General features: G+C 54.8%; 17 protein-coding genes. 8 read left to right on the top strand and 9 right to left on the bottom strand.

What is annotated here, in order from left to right:
• Positions 1 to 593 (top strand): GDP-mannose 4,6-dehydratase (locus tag ABD920_RS24195; protein ID WP_345163462.1); only part of this gene is annotated, 593 nt, incomplete at its 5' end.
• A 190-nt stretch (positions 594 to 783) separates the two neighbouring features.
• On the opposite strand, the gene ABD920_RS24190 is transcribed toward ABD920_RS24195, so the two are convergent.
• From ABD920_RS24190 to ABD920_RS24180, 3 genes are all read right to left on the bottom strand, one after another.
• On the bottom strand, positions 784 to 3,219 hold the full coding sequence (locus tag ABD920_RS24190) for a DUF5686 and carboxypeptidase-like regulatory domain-containing protein (protein WP_345163460.1): 2,436 nt from the start codon (positions 3,217 to 3,219) through the stop codon (positions 784 to 786).
• Between the two features lie 83 nt (positions 3,220 to 3,302).
• On the bottom strand, positions 3,303 to 4,175 hold the full coding sequence (locus ABD920_RS24185) for a phosphatase PAP2 family protein (protein ID WP_345163457.1): 873 nt from the start codon (positions 4,173 to 4,175) through the stop codon (positions 3,303 to 3,305).
• 354 nt (positions 4,176 to 4,529) lie between these two features.
• Complete coding sequence (locus tag ABD920_RS24180) at positions 4,530 to 5,741, bottom strand: NADH-quinone oxidoreductase subunit D (RefSeq protein ID WP_486357935.1); 1,212 nt, start codon at positions 5,739 to 5,741, stop codon at positions 4,530 to 4,532.
• 236 nt (positions 5,742 to 5,977) lie between these two features.
• Between ABD920_RS24180 and ABD920_RS24175 the strand changes: the two genes are divergently transcribed.
• Genes ABD920_RS24175 through ABD920_RS24165 form a run of 3 tightly spaced genes read left to right on the top strand, consistent with a single transcriptional unit; the run spans position 5,978 to position 8,107 of the window.
• A complete protein-coding gene (locus tag ABD920_RS24175; protein ID WP_345163454.1) occupies positions 5,978 to 7,066 on the top strand; it encodes an SMEK domain-containing protein in 1,089 nt (362 codons plus the stop codon).
• A 58-nt stretch (positions 7,067 to 7,124) separates the two neighbouring features.
• The gene (locus ABD920_RS24170) at positions 7,125 to 7,313 is read left to right on the top strand and encodes a hypothetical protein (RefSeq protein WP_345163451.1); all 189 of its coding nucleotides are present in this window, start codon (positions 7,125 to 7,127) and stop codon (positions 7,311 to 7,313) included.
• On the top strand, positions 7,313 to 8,107 hold the full coding sequence (locus ABD920_RS24165) for an SPFH domain-containing protein (RefSeq protein ID WP_345163448.1): 795 nt from the start codon (positions 7,313 to 7,315) through the stop codon (positions 8,105 to 8,107). Before ABD920_RS24170 ends, ABD920_RS24165 begins: the two co-directional genes overlap by 1 nt.
• 250 nt (positions 8,108 to 8,357) lie before the next feature.
• On the opposite strand, the gene ABD920_RS24160 is transcribed toward ABD920_RS24165, so the two are convergent.
• The 5 genes from ABD920_RS24160 to sdaAA form a co-directional block, all read right to left on the bottom strand.
• Positions 8,358 to 8,954: an NADH-quinone oxidoreductase subunit C gene (locus tag ABD920_RS24160; protein ID WP_345163445.1), complete on the bottom strand. Its 597-nt coding sequence runs from the start codon at positions 8,952 to 8,954 to the stop codon at positions 8,358 to 8,360.
• A 26-nt stretch (positions 8,955 to 8,980) separates the two neighbouring features.
• Positions 8,981 to 9,547: an NADH-quinone oxidoreductase subunit NuoB gene (gene nuoB, locus ABD920_RS24155; RefSeq protein ID WP_345163442.1), complete on the bottom strand. Its 567-nt coding sequence runs from the start codon at positions 9,545 to 9,547 to the stop codon at positions 8,981 to 8,983.
• A 128-nt stretch (positions 9,548 to 9,675) separates the two neighbouring features.
• Complete coding sequence (locus ABD920_RS24150) at positions 9,676 to 10,200, bottom strand: NADH-quinone oxidoreductase subunit A (protein ID WP_345163439.1); 525 nt, start codon at positions 10,198 to 10,200, stop codon at positions 9,676 to 9,678.
• Between the two features lie 172 nt (positions 10,201 to 10,372).
• A complete protein-coding gene (locus ABD920_RS24145) occupies positions 10,373 to 11,038 on the bottom strand; it encodes a hypothetical protein (RefSeq protein WP_345163436.1) in 666 nt (221 codons plus the stop codon).
• Between the two features lie 386 nt (positions 11,039 to 11,424).
• Positions 11,425 to 12,330, bottom strand: coding sequence for an L-serine ammonia-lyase, iron-sulfur-dependent, subunit alpha (gene sdaAA, locus ABD920_RS24140; RefSeq protein WP_345163433.1), 906 nt, complete (start codon positions 12,328 to 12,330; stop codon positions 11,425 to 11,427).
• Between the two features lie 183 nt (positions 12,331 to 12,513).
• Here sdaAA and ABD920_RS24135 point away from each other — a divergent pair, with 183 nt between their 5' ends.
• A complete protein-coding gene (locus ABD920_RS24135) occupies positions 12,514 to 13,659 on the top strand; it encodes an App1 family protein phosphatidate phosphatase (protein WP_345163430.1) in 1,146 nt (381 codons plus the stop codon).
• Positions 13,660 to 14,015: 356 nt separating this feature from the next.
• Here ABD920_RS24135 and ABD920_RS24130 read toward each other — a convergent pair whose 3' ends face one another.
• A complete protein-coding gene (locus ABD920_RS24130) occupies positions 14,016 to 17,012 on the bottom strand; it encodes a serine hydrolase domain-containing protein (RefSeq protein WP_345163427.1) in 2,997 nt (998 codons plus the stop codon).
• Between the two features lie 227 nt (positions 17,013 to 17,239).
• Here ABD920_RS24130 and ABD920_RS24125 point away from each other — a divergent pair, with 227 nt between their 5' ends.
• The 3 genes from ABD920_RS24125 to ABD920_RS24115 all read left to right on the top strand — a co-directional run bounded on the left by ABD920_RS24125 (position 17,240) and on the right by ABD920_RS24115 (position 19,319).
• The gene (locus ABD920_RS24125; RefSeq protein WP_345163424.1) at positions 17,240 to 17,524 is read left to right on the top strand and encodes an acylphosphatase; all 285 of its coding nucleotides are present in this window, start codon (positions 17,240 to 17,242) and stop codon (positions 17,522 to 17,524) included.
• A gap of 501 nt (positions 17,525 to 18,025) precedes the next feature.
• Positions 18,026 to 18,577: a Crp/Fnr family transcriptional regulator gene (locus tag ABD920_RS24120; protein WP_345163422.1), complete on the top strand. Its 552-nt coding sequence runs from the start codon at positions 18,026 to 18,028 to the stop codon at positions 18,575 to 18,577.
• A gap of 187 nt (positions 18,578 to 18,764) precedes the next feature.
• Positions 18,765 to 19,319 (top strand): DinB family protein, encoded by a 555-nt coding sequence (locus tag ABD920_RS24115; protein WP_345163419.1) that lies wholly within the window; start codon positions 18,765 to 18,767, stop codon positions 19,317 to 19,319.
• Positions 19,320 to 19,345 lie beyond the last annotated feature (26 nt).

Here is a 19,345-nt window from a genome sequence, read left to right as displayed (position 1 = left end):
ACGGCATGTTCGCCACCAACGGCATCCTCTTCAACCACGAGTCGCCCTTGCGGGGGGAGACCTTCGTGACCAGGAAGATCACCCGCGCCGCGGCGCGCATCGCCATGGGCCTGCAGGAGAAGCTGTATTTGGGCAACCTGGAGTCCCGCAGGGACTGGGGCCACGCCAAGGACTACGTGGAGGCCATGTGGCGCATCCTGCAGCAGGACACGCCGGAGGATTTTGTGATCGCCACCGGCGTCACGACCACGGTAAGGGACTTCGTGAAGATGGCCTTCCAAGAGGTGGGCGTGGCGATCGAGTTCCGGGGCGAGGGCGTGGAGGAGAAGGGCTTCATCGCCGCCTGCTCAAACCCCGAGTACCAGCTCGAGATCGGGAAAGAGGTGGTGTCGGTGGACCCGAGCTACTTCCGCCCCACGGAGGTGGAGCTGCTGATAGGCGATGCGACCAAGTCCAAAGAGAAGCTGGGCTGGGTGCCGCAGTACGACCTGAAGGCCCTGGTGCAGGACATGATGCAGAGCGATGTTGAGCTCTTCAAGCGCGACACCTACCTGGCAGAGGGCGGGCACCGCATCCTCAATTACCACGAGTAAAACTGCTGCTACAACAATTAATAAAGAAACCACCGTTGCTCTCTGGGGAGCAACGGTGGTTTTTGTTTTTCACAAGGGGTACATTACCAGAAGGAATGAGAGGCCCAGGAATAACAGACACAAGCGAGGATGCTCGCGCCATATATAATTAGCCATTAAATAGCTGTAGCGGAAATGCCGCTCCATCAAGCTAAAACGCAATCGAAAGCGTCAGCTTAATTTTAAGGTTGTCTTTCAGGTCATTCCTCGCATAGGGGCCATATCTATATATAGCCCCGACGCCAATACCGGAGAAGGGAGAGCTGATGATGTTGTTCAGCAACAAACCGGACTCAAAGAAGCCCTTTTGCATCGTCTGGAACACAGGCGCCTGCGGCCATGCCTCCTGCACCGGCTGTTTTAAATCACCGAAGCCGATGTTGGTGACCAGCACCACATCCGGCTTGAAAAAGCCGGTGCGCAGCAGGCGCTTGCCTAGGTTCTGCGAGAAGAAGAGCGCGGCGTAGTGGTCGGAGAAGAACTCGTAGGGCTGCATGGTCTCAAAACCCTCGCCGGTATATACTTCATAATCAGGGTTGAAACTGCCGTAACCGTTATAGAGGCTCACGAAAGGAGCGGTGCCGTCTACCAGCCCCCCGGCCAGTGTAAAGCTGCTCTCGCCGAAGGTGCGGTGCCGGAAGGAAGCCTCCGCCCGCACATCGTATTTGTTGTAGCTATATGCGCCGTCCAGCAAACCGTCGATGCCTCGGGTGTATTGCAGCCACAGCACTGGGTACTCGCCGCCCATCGGCATCAGTTGGTTGAATTGCTGCATAAACTTCTCGCCGTGGGCATAGCGCAAACTCACCACGGCCTCCGTCAGGTTATATACAGGCCCTGCTGCACCGCCCGCCGTATCGGAAGCTATATAGCCCAGCGTGGGACGGCGCTGCTCTTTCCGCAGCATGACCTGCGCCTGCCCGTAACGCAGCAACCTGCCTGCCAGTGCCACGCTTTTGTGGGTGGTATAATCCAGGGCAGGAAGTAGCGCAGGGCGCAGGTCGCCGAGCAGGCTGCGCTGCCGGAAGGGGAGGCGGGTGCCGCCGGGCTCCAGCACGTCCTCAAAAAATGCAGCTTTTAGTCTAAGTTCTGATGGCTGATGCAACACCACAGCAACATCGGCCCCATACTTTGCTGCCTCATCCCGAAAGCCATATCCCCAGTAGCCGCCAACCGTAAACCGCTCTGATAACAAATCATTTGTATGCGCACCCAAGCCCAGGCGCAGGCCCTCAAAAGCGCTCACGCGCAGCAGGCGGTTCAGGTCGAGGCTGATCGGGCCTATGGGAATTTGCTTGGCCGTCAGGTATTCCATGAAGCGGATGGTGCGGTCCAGTTTCTGTGCTTTCCCGACGCTGTCGAGGCGCTGGTAGGTGTTTTGCTCCAGGGTGGTGAGGGAGTCGGGGCGAAATCGCTGAAAAAAGCTGTCGGGCTGCAGGTGCGCATCGGCCTTCTGCTGCAGGGCCACCACCCCAAAATCAGACCGGCGCAGAGTAGGGCTCAGGTTGATGCTGGTGATATAGGTGCGGAGACGTGCAAAAGGCTGGTGCCCTTTCAGCACGACCTGCGGCACCGTGATCTCCACGTCCAGCTCGGTCGGGAACCACTGCTCCTGCGGGCCCACCTGCCCGTACTGCTGCTGCAACTCGATCCCGCGCTTGTCGTCATCGGCAGACTTCGCCAGCACGTTCTGCACCGCCCAACCATCGCTGTTTATATATAACAGGCCATTGAGCCCTTCAAAATTTTTCCCCGGCTCCGGTTTAAAAGAGATAATGAAGACCGTATCCTGCCCCACCACATTCGTTTCCTGCAGCACAAAGTCATATTTGCGGGTGCTGCCCGTGCTCAGGGGGCTGAGGTAGCGCTTGCCGAAGAAAAGCGGCATGTCGTCATATACCGAAAAGTCGCGCGCCTCGGCGGCCACAATGCCAAAGCTCGGCTGCTGCAAGCCCGACACGCGGGTGGCCAGGATAGTTTCTTTCGTGTGGTTGGGTTGCAGAAAGGCATAATCCGTCACGCTCTCCAGCAGGAACATATGCTGTTTGCTGAGCAGCTGGCGCATTTTCAGGTAAGCCGAGTCCTGGGGCGAAAGTTGCAGCGTGTCGCTCATGTCCAGCTCGCGGGCATCGGTGGCGGTCAGCACAAATTTGTTGTAGGTGCGGTAGGTATAAGCAGGTAGGTTTTCGGGGCGGTGCCGGTCGCGGTTCTGGTTAGCCAGCCGGATGATGCGGTGCGCCGGGTTCTCGCCGGTGCCCCGCACCACCACCTCCTGCAATTGCGCCGCTGTGGGTTGCAGGTATATAGCAATCGTTTCAGCGGAATCAGGGTATATAACCTGCGGCGCGTAGCCCACATAACTGAAGCGCAGGCTGGTGATGGGGCGGTTGTGGCGAAGTGTATATATACCATCGAGGTTGGTGGTGGTGCCCGTTTCGCCGTTGTTGGCGGTGATGCTCACAAATGGAAGCGCCTCCCGCGTCCGGGCATCGCGCACCACGCCATTTACTTCCCGCACCTGGGCCATGGCGGCAGCTCCGAAAAAGCATATGTACAGCAGCGCAAGTAGAAAACGGTATCGTGGCATCCGGTAAAGATAAAAAGAAAAAGGCGCTTCCTCTTGCTGCAGAAGAAGCGCCTTTTCAGGAACATATATAATCTGTCATCCTTTCAGAACTGTAAAACTAAGCCCACACCCGGACTGCCATCGGGCAGCATCACAGGAATGACAGCCGTATTGAGGCCGCCGCCATGCGTGAGTTTGGCGTGAATCCAGTAGACAGTGTTTACGGAGAGAATGCCCACTCCGGCCCCGGCCAGCACGTCGGCCATCCAGTGGGCGTTGTTCAGCACGCGCAGCACCCCCGTTGCCCCCGCCACGGAGTAACTGGCCACGCTCACCCACGGACTTTTATGCCGGAACTCCTTGTCCATAAACGTGGCGATGGTGAAAGCATAGGCGGTGTGCCCCGAAGGAAAGGCGTGCGGTTTTCCGTTCGGGCGGTCTATATCGGTGAATTTCTTGGTTGGCCATACCATGGCCGAGGCAAGCACGCCCGAGGAAAACAGCAGGAGCGTCTGGCGGCTTAACTCGTGGCGGTTCTGTGATGAGATCAGGTTGAAGCCATATAGGCCCGCTAGCGGGGCCAGCATGATAAAGTCATCGGCATTGGTGGCGAACTCGGGGAGCACTTTGTTGCGGGCGTCGCGGGTGTCGAAGCTGCTGATAAAGCCCCGGTCCTGGATGGTGTAAATGCCAGCGCCAATTAAAATAGCGGACGGCAGCACGGCCCGCTTGAGGAAGCGCTTGTTGTCGCCTTCCAGGCGCTGGGCATCGGTAAAGGGTTTCTTCTGGCCCGGCAGCACGGTGTCCGGCGGAATAAATCCTTCCTCGTGGATTTTTACCGTGTCGGGCTTTGTGGTATGCCTGGGCTGCACCTGGGCCAAGGCCATGGCAGGGCTCAGCAGCACGCTTAGCCAAAGCAGGTGGACGGTGAGTAGTTTGTTTAGTTTAGAAGTGTGCCGTAATGGGAAAAGCATCATTAAGTTTGTGTTAAGTTACGGGAGCATATAAAACTTAACGGGTGCTGCTACAGCGGGGTTATACACGCAATTTATATATAGTTACACTTTCTGGCCCGAGTGAGGATGAGGAACGGCTGTTATATATGCATAGCTTATATATGATTAGTGCGTGATAGTGTAACCCACCCCTGCCCCTCCCAAAAGGGGCGTTTCGCAGGAGCGAAATAATTCCCCTCCTCGGAGGGGTCAGGGGTGGGTTGAACCAAGCCCGATAACTTAACTCTTTTGCTATTGAAACTTGCAACTCACGCCTGAACACGAGCCAGGAGGCTCGCGCTATATATATAAAGTAGCTGAGCTTATATATGGAAGCTACCGGTCCAACTCGCCCAGCACGATATCCACCGAGCCTACAATGGCAATCAAATCCGCTACCATGCAGCCTTTGGCAATCTCGTGCAGCACCGAGAGGTTAGAGAAACTGGGAGCGCGGCCCTTGCAGCGGAACGGCACGTCGCTGCGGTCGGTGGTGCGGAAGAAGTAGCCCAGCTCGCCGCGCGGCGTCTCGCCCCGAAAATACAGTTCCTGTGTGCCGGTGGTGCGGAGTTTCTTGGGGCAGGCCGCCTGCGGGTCGAAATCAGGAGTGCGCTTGTAGTCGCCCTGCAGGCGGTCGAGGCACTGCTGAATGATTTTGACGGACTCGCGGCACTCCAGCGCCCGCACGTAGTTGCGGTCCCAGCAATCGCCTACGGTGCCCACCAGGCCGGTGCCAGTTGGTACCTCAAACTCCAGTTCCGGGTACACGCTGTAGCCGTCCACGCGGCGTAAATCGTATTTCAGGCCGGAGCCGCGCAGCATGGGGCCGGAGCAGCCGTAGTTGATGGCCACATCCAGCGGAAGAATGCCCACGTTGGCGGTGCGGTCAATAAAAATCCTGTTCTCCAGCAGCACCGTGTCTATCTCATCCAGCTTGGGCTTCAGGTAATCGATAAACTCCTGGCAGCGCTTCTCAAAACCGATGGGCAAATCATAATACAAGCCGCCCACCCATATATAATTGTAGAGCATGCGGGCGCCGGAGGTCCACTCGAGCAGGCGCTGGATGTGTTCGCGGTCGCGCAGCATCCACAGGAAAGGCGTGAAAGCGCCGATGTCGATGCCGTAAGTGCCGATGGCCACAAAGTGCGAAGCGATGCGGTTCAGCTCCGCCACCAGCACGCGTATGTACTCCACCCGCTTCGGAATCTGGCTGGTGATGCCCAGCAGTTTCTCCACGCCCATGCACCACACGTGCTCCGAGTTCATAGCCGCCAGGTAATCCATGCGGTCCACGTAGGGGATGGTCTGGTTATAGGCCATATGCTCGGCGTGCTTCTCGAAGCAGCGGTGCAGGTAGCCGACATGCGGCGCCACGTCCGTGATGATTTCCCCGTCCGTCACCACCTCCAGGCGCAGCACGCCGTGCGTGCTCGGGTGCTGCGGGCCCATGTTCACAATCATCTCGCCGGCCTTCAGGTTGTCGAGGCTGAACTTGTTGGGCTCCGACTGCAGCAGGTAGTCTTTATATATGGTGTTGGTTTCCAAAGGTCAGTAAAGGATGATGGAGTAAATGCAAAGTTCGGAAAAATGCGGGAGTTATGCTGCGGGAAGTTACGTCTCGCTACGAGTCGAAGATAGGGAAGAGGCAGTTGTGGGAACTTGTGATAATTTTATTATATATTGATGAAGGCATATTGTATATTCGGTAGTTCAGTCACGTTTACACGCCTATGAGCGGCTAAACGGAAATCAACATATAAACGAGTGGCGATAATTATAGAATGAATTCACGAGAATTTGAAATGAAGGCTATATCCAATGAGTTTGCTCACTGGGAAATAAAGATATCAAATCTGAGCTCTCTGAATTTATTTGACGCCAATATATTCTCAGAACATTCAATCTGTGAGTTGCTGAACTGCATTTATGAATACAAACTTCATAATATAAATGCGCTTCAAAAGAATTTCCCTTCAATCGACCTTGGAGATAATTACAACAGAATATGCTTTCAAGTAACTTCAACAAAATCAAGTAAGAAGATTCAATCTACTATAGACAAGTTCCTTGAAAACAAGCTCTACAATGACTATGATGAGCTTTATATTTTAGTACTTGGCAAAAAACAGAAGAACTATCCTGAGTTCAGTGTTTCAGATGAACTTGACTTTAATGAAGATAGAAACATTATTGATTTTCGCGATTTACTCAGTTTTATTAATAGTTTGTCTACTGCAAAAATTAAAAGAATAAGCAAACTACTCAATGAGGAAAACCGAGCTGCAAATAAAATTGCCCCCAAAAGAAATAATTCTTCTATAGTTAAGAGGAATTTGACACTCAAAAAAAGAATAAAAAAGGACCTGCTGATTAAGTTAAAGCATGAGGAGTGGGAATATGCTCGATATGAGCCATGGATTAAGTTTAAGTACAGGAATATTTTAGTTAGGTCCGTAGATGACAAATCCTTTCCTGAAGTTGATGACAGACCAAATGGTGAAATGAGTTCTTGGTTCAAGGGAGAAACTTGGGACTTCTACGAAAACGGAATAGAACTTATTTCTTGGGGTGGCGAGGCTATTTTTGACAAGAATGGAAATTGGGACATACTGAAAAATGGATATGATAAAAGGAAAAATAATTCAAATTATGAAGTGATACCGTTTCACACCTTTTTAAGAATACCATATGATTTTATTGTAGATTATGACATGGAACCAGATGCGTATTATAGCATCCCATCTATATATGTCGAATACCTTAAGAATGGAATGCCCTATGAAGAAATACTCTATGGTCAAATGGGAACATATGATTTGAAACAATATACACGAATCTTCGACAACGAGGATAGAAGAAAATTAGATTGACTATAGCAAGCAAAACTAAACTACATTGAAGCTTGGTTTTGCCTACCCCATCCTCCCCATGAAATTCCCATACATCCTTTTGCTGGGCCTGCTGCTGCTGGCTGACATATTCGCCTTCACCGAGGTGGCCGCGCTCCTGCGGAAGCCTTCTGATACCGCCGTGATGCTGGGGCTGGGGTTGCTGGCCTTGCTTGCTGTCGTTAATTTCTTTATTATTCGCTATTCCCTTTCTAAACTCGACGCCTGATGAATACCCGAACCTTTACCTGGAGTGCCATTGTCATCCTCCTGCTTCTGTTCTCCTTTACCGCCATGACCTCCTGCACCCGCATTGATGCCGGGCACGAAGGTATACTCGTGAAACTGTATGGCTCCGAAAAGGGCGTGCAGGACGTGTCGCTGGTAACGGGGCGCGTGTGGTACAACCCCCTCACCGAGGAGGTGTTCGAGTTTCCGACGTACGTGCAAACCGTGGATTACAACCCCTTTTCGGTAAACGCCAAAGACGGCTCCGTTTTCACCGTCGACCCGACTATCTCGTTCCGGGTGATGGCCGGCGAGAGCCCCCGCATCTTCAGCAAGTACCGCAAAGAGATAGGCCAGATCACTGAAACAACGCTTTACAACTACACCCGCGACGCCTTCCGCATCCAGTTTAACCAGTACAGCACCGACAGCATCATCTCCAACCGCCAGTCGTTTGAGGACAAAGTGCAGCAGGCCCTCGGCGACGCCCTGAAAAAAGAGGGCTTTGAACTGGAGCAAATGACCAGCGGCCTGCAGTACCCCGAGGTGATTGTGCAGGCCGTGAACCTGAAGAACAAGGCTGTGCAGCAGGCCATGCAGGTAGAGAACGAGCTGAAAGTAGCCGAGGCCCAGGCCCGCAAAAAGATAGTGGAAGCCGAGGCCGAAGCCCGGGCCAACGACCTGCGCCAGCGCACCCTCACGCCTCTGCTCATCCAGCAGCAGTTCATCGAGAAGTGGGATGGTCGCACCCCGCTCTACGGCAACTCCCCCACGTTTTTCAAGAACGTGGAGTAAAACCCCACCCCAGCCCTCCCCTAAAAACAGGGGAGGGAGCTTTCTCTACTGCTGCTTCTTTCTTACCCGTAGCTAATTCTGTATTCCCCTGAAAGAATCCTTTTTGGAGAGAGTTGCAGGCTGGGTAGATGCATGTTCATACACGGAGTCAATTTTATATCATTCCAGAACAAAAACTATAGAACTTTCTCCGAGCTAAAGTAAGAAAAGGCTCCCTCCCCTGTTTTTAGGGGAGGGTTGGGGTGGGGTACTACTCCGGCTTCTCGCGCTTATCGGAGAAAGGCGTTGGCGTAGTAGTCAGCTGTTGCGGCTCTCCACGGAAGCCGCTGTTCTCGTTGTGGTTGTCGTAGGGCACTTTGATGCCGTGGTAGTAATCCTGGAGCTTGTAATCTTTGCGGAGCGGGTGACCTTCCCAATCGGCGGCGCACAGGATGCGGCGCATGTCTGGGTGGTTCGTGAAGTAAATACCGACCATGTCGAACACCTCGCGCTCGTGCCAGTCGGCGGTGCGCCATATATGGCTGACGGTCGGGACGGATGGTATGGGCTGGTCGGGCGTATTGTTTCGCGGCACCTGCACCTTCAGCATCAGGTGGTGGTCGTAGGGAATGGAGTAGAGGTTGTAGGCCACCTCCAGCGTGCCCGCCTCCGGGCCGTTGTCGATGCCGGTGACGCAGGAGAGGAAATCGAAGTAAGTCTGCTCGTGGTCGTGCAGCGCGAGACACACCTCCGCCAGGCGCTCCGTCTGCAGCACGAGGTAAGGCTGCAGCTTATCCGTTTTCTCAGCCACGATTACCTCTTCACCAAATGTATCGCCTATCAGGGCTTTTAGCTCTTCGAAAGACACCGGCTTCTTATATTAGAAATTAGAAATTATGCATTAGAAATGGCAGCTGCTGGTCTATCGGCGTCGACTACAGGCTGGCCCTGCTGCGCGCGCTTTGCCATGATCTGCTGCACAGCTCTGGGTGCCCGGATGGTCTCTTTCCGGATGATCTCCTGCAGCTGCAGAAATCCACCGATGAGCGCCTCCGGCCTTGGCGGGCACCCGGGTACATACACATCCACCGGAATGATGCGGTCCACGCCCTTTACCACATGGTAGCCGTGCTCCCAGTAAGGGCCGCCGCAGTTAGAGCATGAGCCCATCGAAATGACGTAGCGCGGCTCCGGCATTTGCTCGTAGAGGCGGCGCACGCGGTCGGCCATTTTAAAGGTCACGGTTCCGGCCACAATCATCACATCCGACTGGCGCGGAGAGGCGCGCGGAATAATGCCGAATCTGTCCAGGTCGTAGGCGGAGGCATAGGCACCCATCATCTCTATGGCACAGCAGGCCAGGCCAAACCCCATCGGGAACAGCGAGGTCAGGCGTGCCCAGTTCAGCAGGTCGTCCAGCTTCGTAATGACAATGCCGCCTTCTCCGGTCTTTGCTTCCATATAAGTTTATGTGTCTTTCCCTTTAAAGTATCGAACCACCCCTTACCCCTCCTTGTCCTCGTAGAGGGCCCCTACCCCCAGGAGGGGAGTGCTTCTTACTCCTGCTCCATTCCTTCTGTTCACTTCAACTATATGTCAAGTGCATTCTGTTCCTCAATTGGAGCCGCTTTCCCTGGGCCATATTGCCGCTCGTTTACGCGTTGGTATACATCCAGCGGGATTTTAGAGCGGCTTTGTGGGATGACCGGCTGCGGCTTGATCCAGTCGAGGTGGCCTTTGGCCCAGGCGTAGGCGAGGCCCAGCATCAGGACACCAATGAAGAGGAACATCTCGATGAGGGAGAACCAGCCCCACGCCCCATCGGTGGCTTCTATCAAATCGCGGCGGCCGAACACGGTGGCCCACGGAAACAGGAAGGCCAGCTCCACATCAAAAATAATGAAGATAAGCGCCACCACATAAAACCTCGGGTTGAACTGCACCCAGGCATTGCCAATCGGTTCCTCGCCGCTCTCGTAGGTGGTGAGTTTTTCCGGGTTGGGCCTGTTCGGGCGAATCAGCCTGCTCGTGAGCAGTCCAACCATCACGAAGATGGCACTCCCGATCAGGAAGAGCAGGATGGTTCCGAAGTCAGATATATAGGATTCTGCCATAGCTGCAGCTGTTTAGGCAAATTTACAACAAAAACGCGGGATTGTCAGCCTGTGAAGGTTTTAGGTGTGAGGGCCTATAAAAAGGGCCTGCGTCAGTAGGTGACGCAGGCGCTTTTAAAGAGGTTGAGTTCGGAGAAAGACTAACTTTGAATGTGGATAAAAAAACAGGTTCTTACTCAAAAGCAAAGTTCTCCACCGGCTCATTCAGCTTTTCATAGAGCAGCAGGGAGGCCATGCCGCTGGCCAGCACCATGCGCGTGTCCGGGTTTAGCTGCGCACTTACCCACACCTTGCCGTTGTTGATAACCTGCACCGCGCCCACTACTTTGTCCCCCTCCTTGAACTCGTAGCCGATCAGGTCAGACATAGGCAGCCCCTTTCCCTCGAAATTATAGACCGGGGCAATGGTGTAGGTGGTGGTGCGGTTCGATAGCTCCCCCTGAAACTTCCTGCGCCGCAGGTATTGGTTAGGATCTGCGGTGAGCAGGTGCCACTCGCCGCTTTCAGGGGAGGTGAAGTGGCTGGCGTAATACTCCATGTTCGGGCCCACATCTATCGTGACGCCGGTTTTGGAACGGAGGGATTTGTCTTTCAGCCGGCTGGCGCCGAAGACGTACCACTCGCTGCCTTGCCTATCCTGAATGCTGAACTCATACTGCTGCTTTGCCCTGATGTTGTTGTAGCTGAAAATACTGAAGCCGCCCATGTTGCGCCAGCCGCGGTGTATGTTGGCTACTGTGTAGGGGCCGATCTGGAAGTCGCCGTTGGGCTTCAAGAACTTGCGGCCCGCGATGGGCAATTCTTCGGCGGTTTCCTGGAAATCTGGGGCCACTGCCATATGTGGCACCGTGCAGCCGGAAAATACCAGTATGCAAGCCAGTGAGGATGCTAAAAATCGCTTTTTCATAGTTTTTTAGGTTGAGGTTTAGGAAGTTGTTGATAGGTGCTCTACCTATATAGGCTGATCATATATTATGCCATAGTAGGATTTTAGTAAGTAATATATAAAATATAGCTATATAAAAACTTCATCAAGAGTTACTTTGGCTAAAATTTTATTGCTTTGGCTTTATGCCCTTTAGTTAAAGTGTTTATGGACCCGGCGCTGCATGCATTTAATACTGGCCTAAATCTCGTTTGGGAGATTTCCTTTAAACAAAAACGGCAGGAAGCGGCTATAGCCTCCTGCCTTTCCTGCTCATATATCCTGTATATATACCCTGATTATTCCGGGTCTTCGTCCGGCAGAATCTCCACATCCTGCACCAGCACAAAGCTTTCTATCTCGCGCGCCCTTGGCGTGTTGGCCAGCCCGCCTTCGGCTGTTTCTTTGTACTTGCGCTCCATGCTCTCGCCTACCTCGCCGAGGGCGGCCACGCACTGGTCTACCGGGATAACGGCGTTGACGCCGGCGATGGCCATTTGCGCAGAGGAGAAGGCGATGGCTGCCGCACTGGCGTTGCGCACAATGCAGGGCACCTCCACCAGCCCCGCCACAGGGTCGCAGATGAGGCCCAGCATGCACTGGATCGTAATGGCGACGGCGGTGAACACCTGGTCCACAGAACCGCCCAGGCAGTAAACGATGGCACCCGCCGCCATGGCCGCCGCACTGCCGGTCTCAGCCTGGCAACCGCCCACGGCACCGGCCAGCGAGGCGTTCTGCTCAATGATGAGGGCGATGCCCGCCGCTACCAGCAAGCCTTCGTGTATCTTCCTGTCGTCCAGGTTGTGCAGTTCCTGCAGCGTGGTGAGGGTGCCAGGCAATATGCCCGAGGCGCCCGCTGTCGGGGCCGCCACCACGCGGCCCATGCAGGAATTCACTTCCTTAGCCCCCAGCGCCCGCGATACCAGCATCTGAAACTCCGGCGACAGCACCGTAACGGGTGCCTTTGCCACCTTCTTAGCGCTGTTGTTCACCATGCCCGAGCGGCTCTGCATGTTCTCGGTGAGGCCGGTTTGCACGGCGTCCTTCATCACATCGTACGCCTTCGCAATGTTCTCCCAGATAAAGGCCTCGGTACGGTCTTTCTGGTCTATTTCGTACGCTAATACAGGCTGGTACAGCGGTTCGCCTGTGTCGGCGCAGTGCTTTTCCCAGCTCCTGAAATCGTTAAATAATAAAGACATATATAAATCTCCCTTTTAAGCATACAAGTGAAAGGCCGGCCAATATAGCCACAATTTATATCTGCCGCTACAGGGGCCTCCCTGATAACAACGCCCGGCACCGGAAACGTTCTTCCCTGCATTCCTGTGCCCGCCGCTAACTCGTTCGGCTGCAATCCGTTCAAAAAGAATAAAATACAATTTATGACGAACTTAACACAGGTAGCAAAAGAAAGAATGCTGGCGGCCATCGAGCAGGTAGAGCACAGCCTGTCTGCGGCCAAGTTTAAGGTAAAGGACAGGCTGCACCTGCTGGAGCCGATCAATATTATGCCCTATTACGGCTTTGGGAGCGACAACTATGTGTTCGTGAAGGGGAGGGTGCTGGAAGATGAAAAGGTGAAGGAGCCAAAAGAGGGGGACGGTGCTTCAGAGCACCTGAAAGACACCTACAAGCGCTACGAATCGGATGAAATACCGGGCATTAAACTGCAAGCCAGCTTTGCCGGGCAGGAAGCAGTGTTAGAGACAGACAAGGAAGGGTTTTTTGAGATCGAGTTCCGGACAGACACGCCGATCGACTACGGCACGACCGGCCAAAAGGTGAAGCTGCGCCTGCTGGAGCAGAAAACAGATAACGATAGGCTGGAGGCAGAGGCCTATATCTTCGTGCCGGGCAAAGATGCGGAATACGGCATCATCTCCGACATCGACGACACGGTGCTGGTATCTAAAATTACGCATTTCCTGGGGCGGCTGAAGCTCGTGCTGCTGAAAAACGGCACCGAGCGCAGCCCGTTCCCGGGTATTGCAGGTTTCCTGCGGGCACTGTGCAAGGGCAGCGACGAAAAGGGAAGGAACCCGCTCTTTTTTGTGTCGGGCAGCGAATGGAACCTGTATGACCTGCTGATCTCTTTCTTCCGCTCCCACGACATCCCGGAAGGCCCCCTGCTGCTCCGCGACAAAGGAACCGGCCTGGACGGTGGCGAGCTGGAGACAAGCGAAGCCGAATACAAGCGCAAGAAGATACGGCACATCCTCGACACCTACCCGCGCCTGAAGTTTATCTGCATCGGCGACAGCGGCCAGCACGACCCCGAGATCTACCAGAAGATTCTGGAGGAATACCCGGGCCGCATCCTCGGCATCTATATCCGGGATGTTTCTCCGGACGAACGGGATAAGGAGGTAAGGGCGATAGCCGAACAGGTGAAGGCGAAGGGCGCGGAAATGGAGTTAGTGGAAGAGACCCTCTCTGCTGCCCAGCACGCCGTGAAAATGGGCTGGATAAGCGAGGACCAGTTGGAGGGAGTGAAAAAAGCGTGTGAGCAGGATGAACAGCAGGACTGACTTGCGATTTAGAGGGATCGTAAAGCCGCGTGAACGAAGAAAATGTAGTATATGATTTTGCTGCTATCAGTTTTTTATCCCAGGCCTTACTGCCTTCTTGTGCTATAGCTCGCTTTGGTGCTCCCAGGCTGAGAAGCCTCGTTTTACCCTCGGCGCTGTGTAAGTGAATCTGCCGGGGATAGGGGCCTCCAGGAAAAACTGGAAAAGCTTTCGCTGCGTGCTTCGTTGATAGCACTAATTCCTCGTGTGAAGTTTTAATTTTCATACGTTTTCATAGGCTCTGGCATATATAAAACGTGCCCTGCTATATATAGCAGGGCACGTTTTATATATGAATTGGCTGAAAGCCGGAATTACTACTTCTGCACTGTGCCTTTCTTGCCTGCCGCTGCCGCTTCTATGGCATCGTATATCACCTGCTGCACATTGGTACGGACGTTCAGCTGGCTGATTTTGCTGTTCTCGCGGGTTGGGTACACCCTGTTCGAAAGGAACACATAGACCAAATCATGGGCGGGGTCGATCCAGGTGAAGGTGCCGGTGAAGCCGGAGTGGCCGAAGCTTTCGGGGCTTGCGCCTTTGGCTGCGTTGCCGTTCTCTATATAGGGCGAGTTGATGCGGTCGAAGCCCAAGGCGCGGCGGTTGTCGGGGCAGAACTGGCAGCCCGTGTAAGTATCCACCACCGCCGCATCCAGAATGCGCGTGCCGCCGTACTGGCCTTTCTGCAGGTACAGTTGCATGAGCTTGGCCAGGTCGTTGGATGTGCCGAACAAACCGGCGTGGCCCGAGATGCCGCCCAGCATGGCAGCGCCCTCATCGTGCACCGTACCGTGCAGCAACTGCTTCCGGAACAGCGTGTCGATCTCAGTAGGCACGATGCGGGACCTGGGGAAACGCTTCTCCGGGTTGAAAGTAAGCGTAGTGGCGCCGATGGGCTTGTAGATCTCCTCGCGCAAGTAATCCTCAAATTTCCGGCCCGTGATGCGCTCCACGATCAGCGGGTACAGGTAAAAAGAAAGGTCGCTGTACACGTAGCCGGGCTCCGGGTTCAGCGGGGATTTTCGGATTTCCTTGTATAGCTTTCTGTTGTACCTGCGGTGGATATATAAATTCTGCGCCACCTTTATCGGGAAGCGGGCAGAGGAATCGGCTTTGAAGGTGCGCCACTTGAATTTGCCGTTCTTCTTCACCGTCTCCATCCAGAAGGGAATCCATGCCTTCAGCCTTGCCTGGTGCGTGAGCATCTCCTTAAACGTCAGGTTTTCCTTGTTCGATCCCTCAAACTCCGGTAGGTAATCTGCCAGGCGCTTGTTGAAATCGAACTTGCCTTCGCTCTGCAGCTTCATCAGAGCCGCCAGCGAAGTGCTGACTTTGGTGATGGAGGCCAGGTCATACAGATCAGTGTTCAGTACCGGAACCGCGTTATCGTAGGTGTGGTAGCCGAAGGATTTCTGGTAGATGACGTTGCCGCCCTTGGCTACCAGCACCTGTGCGCCCGGCATGGCCCCGGCCGCGATGGCCTGGTTCACCAGCGTGTCGATCCTGCTGAAATCCCTGGAGTCCAGGCCGACAGCCTCCGGGTAGGTATACCGGAAGCGCAGCCCCGTCTCTGTGGGAAGGCCGGTTTTTAAATCGTAGGCAGGCGTGGCCGTAACAGGCATTTTGCCTTTCGCCCCGGAGCCGCCAAATATGATTTGAGCGGCTACTTCCTGGGTGTTTTTGGTCTCCTGGTACGCCATGATCAGTCCCGGGATCTTGCCCAGCTCCCGGAACCTGGAGACGGCGTAGGCATTGCCGAAAATGCTCATGATCACATTCCCGCGTGTGGCCAGCTCTTTTACAAACACCACTTCTTCGGGTGATATGGCATAGTCAGTTGCGGGCCTTGTGCCCACATCGTGGATGCCCACAATGATTGTGTTATACTCTTTCAGGCGCTCTTTCATGCTGTAGAGGCTGTCGATGGAGCTGTTGGCGGGCAGGAAGAAGGTATCCACGGCCATATACTCGGCCAGCTTCTGCTGGAAAGCTGTGTGCCTGGTTGTGCCGATGGCCAGCGCCGCCACCCGAAGCATATCGAAATTGTGAATCGGGATCACGGCATTGTCATTCTGCAGCACCGTCACGGCGTTCTCGGCCAGCTTCCGGTTTATATAGGATGCCTGCGGGTTGTTGAGGTCCTCGGTAATGTGCTGCAGCTTCACCGGCTGTAACTTGTTCAGGCCGGCCCAGTACTTCGCCTCCAGCACGCGCCTGACACGCGCATCGATTGATGCCTGCATAATCCGGCCACTGTCCACGGCTGCCTTGATGGCGTTGAAGCTGGAGTCGATGTTTTCCGGGAACTCCAGGATATCCATTCCCGCTATCAGGGAGATGGCATCGGCGGAGCCGCCGGGGTAAAACTTCGTCACGCCCTTCATGTTCATGGCATCCGAAAACACCAGCCCCTTGAATCCCAGCTTCTCCTTTAGCAGGTCCGTGATCACCGGCTTCGACAAAGACGAGGGCAGGTTGGTGGTGGTATCGAGGGAGGGGATGTTGAGGTGGGCGATCATCATGCCGCCCAGGCCCTGTTTCATGAGCTGCCGGAACGGGTACAGCTCCAGCGAGTCGATGCGGCTGGCGCTCTGATAGATGCTCGGCAGGTCGAGGTGAGAGTCCACGTCGGTGTCGCCGTGGCCGGGGAAGTGCTTGGCCACCGCCATGATGCCGTTGTCCTGCATGCCCCGCATATAGGCGGCGGCCTTGCGGGCCACGTTGTACTTGTCCTCCCCGAAAGAGCGGAATCCGATCACGGGGTTGTCGGCGTTGTTGTTTACGTCCACCACCGGCGCGAAATTAATGTGCATGCCCAGGCGCTTGAACTGGTCGGCCACGGCCACGCCCATGTCATAGAGCAGCGTGTCGTCGGGCAGGGCGCCGAGCGTCATCTGGAAGGGGAACTTCTGAACGCTGTCCAGGCGCATGCCGACGCCCCACTCGGCATCCATGGCCAGCAGCAGCGGCACTTTCGCAATTTTCTGGTAGCGGTTGGTGAGGTGCGCCTGCCGCGCCGGGCCGCCCTGGAAAAACACCAGCCCCCCCACGTTGTACTTCATGATCTGCCGGGCAAGCGTGTCCTCGAAGGCCCTGTCGCGGTTGGAGTAGGCCGCCAGCATGATCAGCTGGCCGATACGCTCGTCGGGGGTGAGGGTGGCAAAAACAGAATCTACCCATTTTTTGCTGTCCTGCTGCAAAAAAGGCGGCAGCGTGCCCGCTGAGTCCGCGGACTGTTGCGCGCAGGCGGCAGGAGCAGAGGCAAGCGCCAGGATAAAAAGGGACAGGAACAGGGCGAACTGTTTAAAAGCCATATAGCAGGAGATTAAGAAGCCAAATTTATCAAATATAAAACTTTAGCCCCTTTGATGGAAGCATCGGCTAAAACATGTGCGCCTGCCTGCGTTGTATAATCGCCGGCTCCCCGGCAAAAAAATGGTTACAGCGTGCTCCGAGCATATATAAATCGCGGCTGATCCGTTTTAGAGAACCTGCGGCGGCTTCGCCCGTTCTGCAGAAGTAAAGGCTAACTATTCTGAACATGAGCAATACCATCAAGCATATCGCCATTCGGGTGCACGGCAAAGTGCACGGCGTGTTTTTCAGGGCCAGCACCAGGGAGAAAGCGCACGAGCTCGGCATCACCGGCTTTGCACAGAACGAGGAAGACGGCACCGTTTATATAGAAGCCGAAGGCACGCCCGCCGCCCTGAAGCAACTGGAGCAGTGGGCGCACGAAGGCCCGCGCAAAGCCAGAGTAGAGAAGGTGGAGGTGCAGGAAATGAAGGAGTTAGTCGGGTTTAAGGAGTTCAAGGTGAAGCGGTAGGGGGAGGGTATCTATAAAGGTGCTGCTTTAAAATTTTACTCATATCTTTAATAATAAATGATGTGATACATATATGGCGAAGTTTCCACAATCCTTGCATCTGATAGAAGATTTTAAGCAGTCAGAAGACTATCTTCTTATCAATAAGATTGAGTCAATTAAGAATACCTGCCGTTGTTCACCCACCAGGTGCTTGCTGGTGAAAACACGCAGCAAGGGCAACGGATGAGCGATGGAATTATATAGTCTGCCGTTGTTGGTGTTTTGCCCGCCGTTGTTGGTGTTTTCACCAACAACATCCTTTGCAGCGCCTGCTGGTGAGAACACGCAGCAGGGGCCACAGCGAAGCGATGGATATATAACCCAATAAACCAGCTTCACCGATAGCACCAAAGGCCGAACTCCAACCGCTTGCTGGTGAGAACACGCAGCAAGGGCGGCAACGGAGCGATTGATTTATATATCCCAACAAGTAGAACCGAAGATCAGCCATAACCCCCCATGCTCCGCACCCTCCTCCAGCAGATCCCTTACCTTACCCCGGAAGATATAGCGGCGTTTGTGCCGCTCTGGAAGAAGCGGGTGCAGCTGAACCGGTATGATTTCCTGATCCGGCAGGGGCAGGTGGAGCAGGGGCTGTACTTCGTTACGGGCGGTGCCCTGCGCATCTACTTCCCGCTGCCCGACGAGGAAATCTGCGTGGGCTTCGGCTACCCCAATACGCTGCTGGTCTCTTTCCCCTCGTTCGTGGACGCCAAACCCTCGGCGTATTATATACAGGCCCTGAAAAGGAGCGCACTGCTGGGCATCAGCAAAACGGATTTTACGCAGCTGATGGCCCGGCACCCCAACATCAGGCGGTTCTGGTACGAGGAGCTGGAGAAAGCGCTGGTGGGCAAGATAGAGCGCGAGGTAGACCTGCTGCTGCCCGAGCCGGGGCAGCGCCTGCAACGCGTGCGGCAGCGGAGCCCGCAGCTTTTTCAGCACATCCCCAAAAAGTACATTGCCTCTTACCTGCGCATGTCGCCCGAAACGCTCAGCCGCCTGAAGTAAGTTGCCCCTGATTCCGGTGGTTTGCGGACAAGGGATGCTTTGTAGCAGCTCGGCAAATAATAGTTTATATATAGCGTCAAAACGATAGATTCCGGACCCGGCGGCTGCGTATAAATCTTGATGCCCGTCAAGGATTCGAAGCGGGAGGGAGATTAGATTTGCGCTATACAAACTAAACATAAACGCCATGAGCACCTTGAAGCAATTATCCCAGACCGCGCACCAGCTGCAGGAGACGGTTGCCACCCAACTGGCCCAGCTGTCCCTCGACGAGCTCAACTTTAAGACCAGCCCCGACAGCTGGAGCATCCTCGAGTGCCTCGAGCACCTGAACCGCTACAGCCGCTACTACAACCCCGCGCTGGCCACCGCCATCGAGAACAACTCCGGAGGAGCCGCCGTGCCGGAGATCACTTACAGCTGGATGGGCAGAAAATCGCTGGAGGTGGTGCGGCCGCAGAACACGAAGAAACACAAAACCGTGAAGCACATGAACCCGGCCAACAGTGACCTGGGCCGCGCTACCGTGGAGGAGTTTCTGCAGCACCAGACCGGCCTGCAACACCTGCTGCAGCGCGCCGCCAACGCCGACCTGCATAAAAAGGCGGTGCCGGTGGAGTTTTTCAGGCTGATGAAGCTGCGCATTGGGGAGGCGTTGGAGTTTGTGGTGCTGCATGAGGAGCGCCATATGCAGCAGGCCCTTCGTGTGAAGGCGCAATTGCAGAAGCAGGAGGTGGCCTAAGCCAGGCAGCGCCCACCTATATATAA

Source organism: Pontibacter saemangeumensis (assembly GCF_039541895.1).
In the GTDB taxonomy this organism is placed as follows: domain Bacteria; phylum Bacteroidota; class Bacteroidia; order Cytophagales; family Hymenobacteraceae; genus Pontibacter; species Pontibacter saemangeumensis.
Note: the sequence above shows the minus strand (reverse complement) of the source record. Positions and strands in the feature narration are given on the sequence as shown.